Annotated in this window: 2 protein-coding genes and 1 pseudogene; all 3 read left to right on the plus strand. The window is 60.9% G+C overall.

Features of this window, described 5'->3' with window-relative positions; genetic code table 11:
* Positions 1-1,014 (plus strand): annotated as a pseudogene (locus tag AC6FTP_RS26785) (hypothetical protein); the annotation flags it as partial.
* 74 nt (positions 1,015-1,088) lie between these two features.
* The gene (locus AC6FTP_RS26790) at positions 1,089-2,045 is read left to right on the plus strand and encodes a GDSL-type esterase/lipase family protein (RefSeq protein WP_497209957.1); all 957 of its coding nucleotides are present in this window, start codon (positions 1,089-1,091) and stop codon (positions 2,043-2,045) included.
* 72 nt (positions 2,046-2,117) lie between these two features.
* Positions 2,118-2,705 (plus strand): TlpA disulfide reductase family protein (locus tag AC6FTP_RS26795; RefSeq protein WP_497209958.1); only part of this gene is annotated, 588 nt, incomplete at its 3' end.

Here is a 2,705-nt window from a genome sequence, read left to right on the forward strand (position 1 = left end):
GTGAGTCGCGAGGCTGAAGATGGCGGTGCCCGCGTGCAGATGGGGCGCATCCCCACAGGCTCCTACAATGGCTACTTCTGGACCAGCATTGCCGGTGGAGCCAACGGCGGCGTGCCCAGCTTCACCGGAGCCACACGTTGGGTGCGGCTGATTCGCAAAGGCAACACCATCACCGCCTTCCACGCCGCCGATTCGGGAGGCGCACCTGGCACCTGGGCTCAGCTCGGTCAGTCCCAGACCGTCATTATGCCCGTGCCTGTGCTCGTCGGTTTCAGTGTGAACAACGCTAGCGGCGTCGGATACAACACGGTCACCTTATCCAATCTCAGCATCGTGCCGCTGAATAAAGCTCCAGTCGTGGGCATCGCCAGCGTGGCCACGTATCCGCTCTCACCCATCCCGCTGGATGGCACCGTGACGGATGACAGCTTTCCCACGCCGATCAGCCTGACGACTCAGTGGAGTCAGCGCAGCGGACCCGGCACGCTCTCCTTTGGAAATACGGCTCTTGTGGACACCACGGCCGCTGTCACGGCCGGTGGAACCTACACCGCGAGACTTCAGGCCGATGACACCAGCGCCATCTCTTTCCGCGATCTCACCTTCAACGCTTACCTGAATCCTCTCCAAATCTGGCAGGCACAAAACTGGAGCCCAAGCTTGGCCGATCCCGCCGCTGCGGAGTCTCTCGACCCTGACTTCGATGGTCAGGTCAACCTGCTCGAATACGCCTTTGGCACCGAGCCCGCTGTCTCCACAGGTTCCCCTGTCACCTACTCGAACACGGTCGTGAGCAACCAGACCTACCTGCGCATGTCAGTGCCGAAAAACCCCGCAGCTACGGATGTGGTCTTCACCGCCGAAGCCACCAGCGACATCTCCAATCCGCTCAGTTGGAGCAGCGCCGGATTGATCATCGAGACGAACACGAGCACCCAGCTCATCGTCCGTGACAGCGTCCCTGCAGGCCCCGGCACGCAGCGCTTCATGCGCGTCAGAGTCGAGAGACCCTGATGAAAAGGCACTGCTCCACGCGGTTGCAGGCTGGACATTTGCCACATTCCCGCTCCAATCCGCCCAGCATGATCGTGAAAGCCATCCTCCTCTCCCTCTCCCTCGTTTGCATCGCCACTGCCCAGGACGTCACACCACCTGCGCCGAAACCGACGGAGAAAGCCACCTTTGAGTTCCAGGACGGTGATCGTGTCGTGCTCATCGGCAATACCGTCATCGAGCGTGAACTGCGTTACGCCACCTTCGAACCTCGGCTCGCACTAGCGCTCGGCGATACCAAAGTCACCGTCCGCAATCTCGCCTGGAGTGGTGACACCGTCTTCGGCCATGCCCGTTCCTACTTCGGTCCGCCGGAAGAAGGTCTCCAGCGCCTCACCGCTCATCTTGAGCTGCTCAAGCCTACCGTCGTCATGCTTTGCTACGGCTCCGAGCTGGCCTTCGAGAAACTCGGCGGCCTGCCCGACTTCCTCTCCGGCTACCGCAGCTACCTCGAACTCATCCGCAAACACGCCCCCGGCGCACGCATCATCATCGTCACGCCGCCGCCGCTTGAGACCCTCCCACCGCCACTGCCTGATCAGACCGATGCGAACAAAAGCCTCTCCAGCCTGCGCGATGCCCTCCGCAAATTCGCCATCAGCCAGAACACTTACTTCATCGACCTCTTCGAACTCATGGGTGGCATCCCAAAAACCGGTGTCGCCTCCAAGGCACTGACTGAAAACGGTGTCCACTACACCCAGGAAGGCTACGCCAAACTCAGCACCAAACTCGTCGAAGGACTCGGCCTCACCGCCCCCGCCATCGCCCCTGCCGAGCTCGACCCCATCCGCCGCGAAGTTCTGCATAAAGACGAACTTTTCTTCAACCGCTGGCGCCCACAAAACGAGACCTACCTCTTCGGCTTCCGCAAACACGAGCAGGGCCAGAACGCCAAAGAGATCCCCATGTTCGACCCACTCATCGACCAAGCCGACGGCAAGATCCAGGCTGCCAAAGCCGCCCTGCTCGCGAGCAAAAAACAGCTCTGACCCCCTCCGCGCCCTTGCGCCAACAAGATTTATTCTTGCTTCGGCCTGCTGCCGCCGGGTAGTCTCGCGGAGATGAAGACATCCCTTCTCCTCCGCATCGGGGTCGCGACATTGTTCGTGGCCGTTTCGTCGTCCCTCATGGCCGCTGGTGAGGCGGAGTGGAAAAAGGTCGAGGAGGCGATCTCTGGCATCAAGCAGCCCAAGGAAAAGCCCAAGTCCCGCGAGGAAGCCATCGCCTTCATGAAGACCAGCCTGATGGCCTACGATGAAGCCTATGCCGCCGCTATCAAAGCCTCCCCGAAGAGCCCAGTCCGCTGGTCCGCCGCTATCTTCAATGCCCAGGCAGAAAAAGTGCGCGGCATCGTCGGGGCCCCGCCCGTGGAGAACGTCAATGCCGAACTCGAAGCCCTCGTCAAAGCTGACGACGCCAGCAGCGAGGACAAAGCCGCCGCTGAAAAAGTGCTCAAAAGCCTCAAAGCCACCGCCGAGCTCAAATCCAAGCCGCTCGAGATGAAATTCACCGCCGTCGATGGTCGTGAAGTCGATCTGGCGAAGATGCGCGGCAAAGTCGTCCTCATCGACTTCTGGGCCACCTGGTGCGGCCCCTGTGTGCAGGAGCTGCCGAACGTAATCAAAGCCTACAAAGAACTGCACCCGAAA

Origin of the sequence: Prosthecobacter sp., assembly GCF_044378005.1 — a bacterium.
Lineage (GTDB): Bacteria > Verrucomicrobiota > Verrucomicrobiia > Verrucomicrobiales > Verrucomicrobiaceae > Prosthecobacter.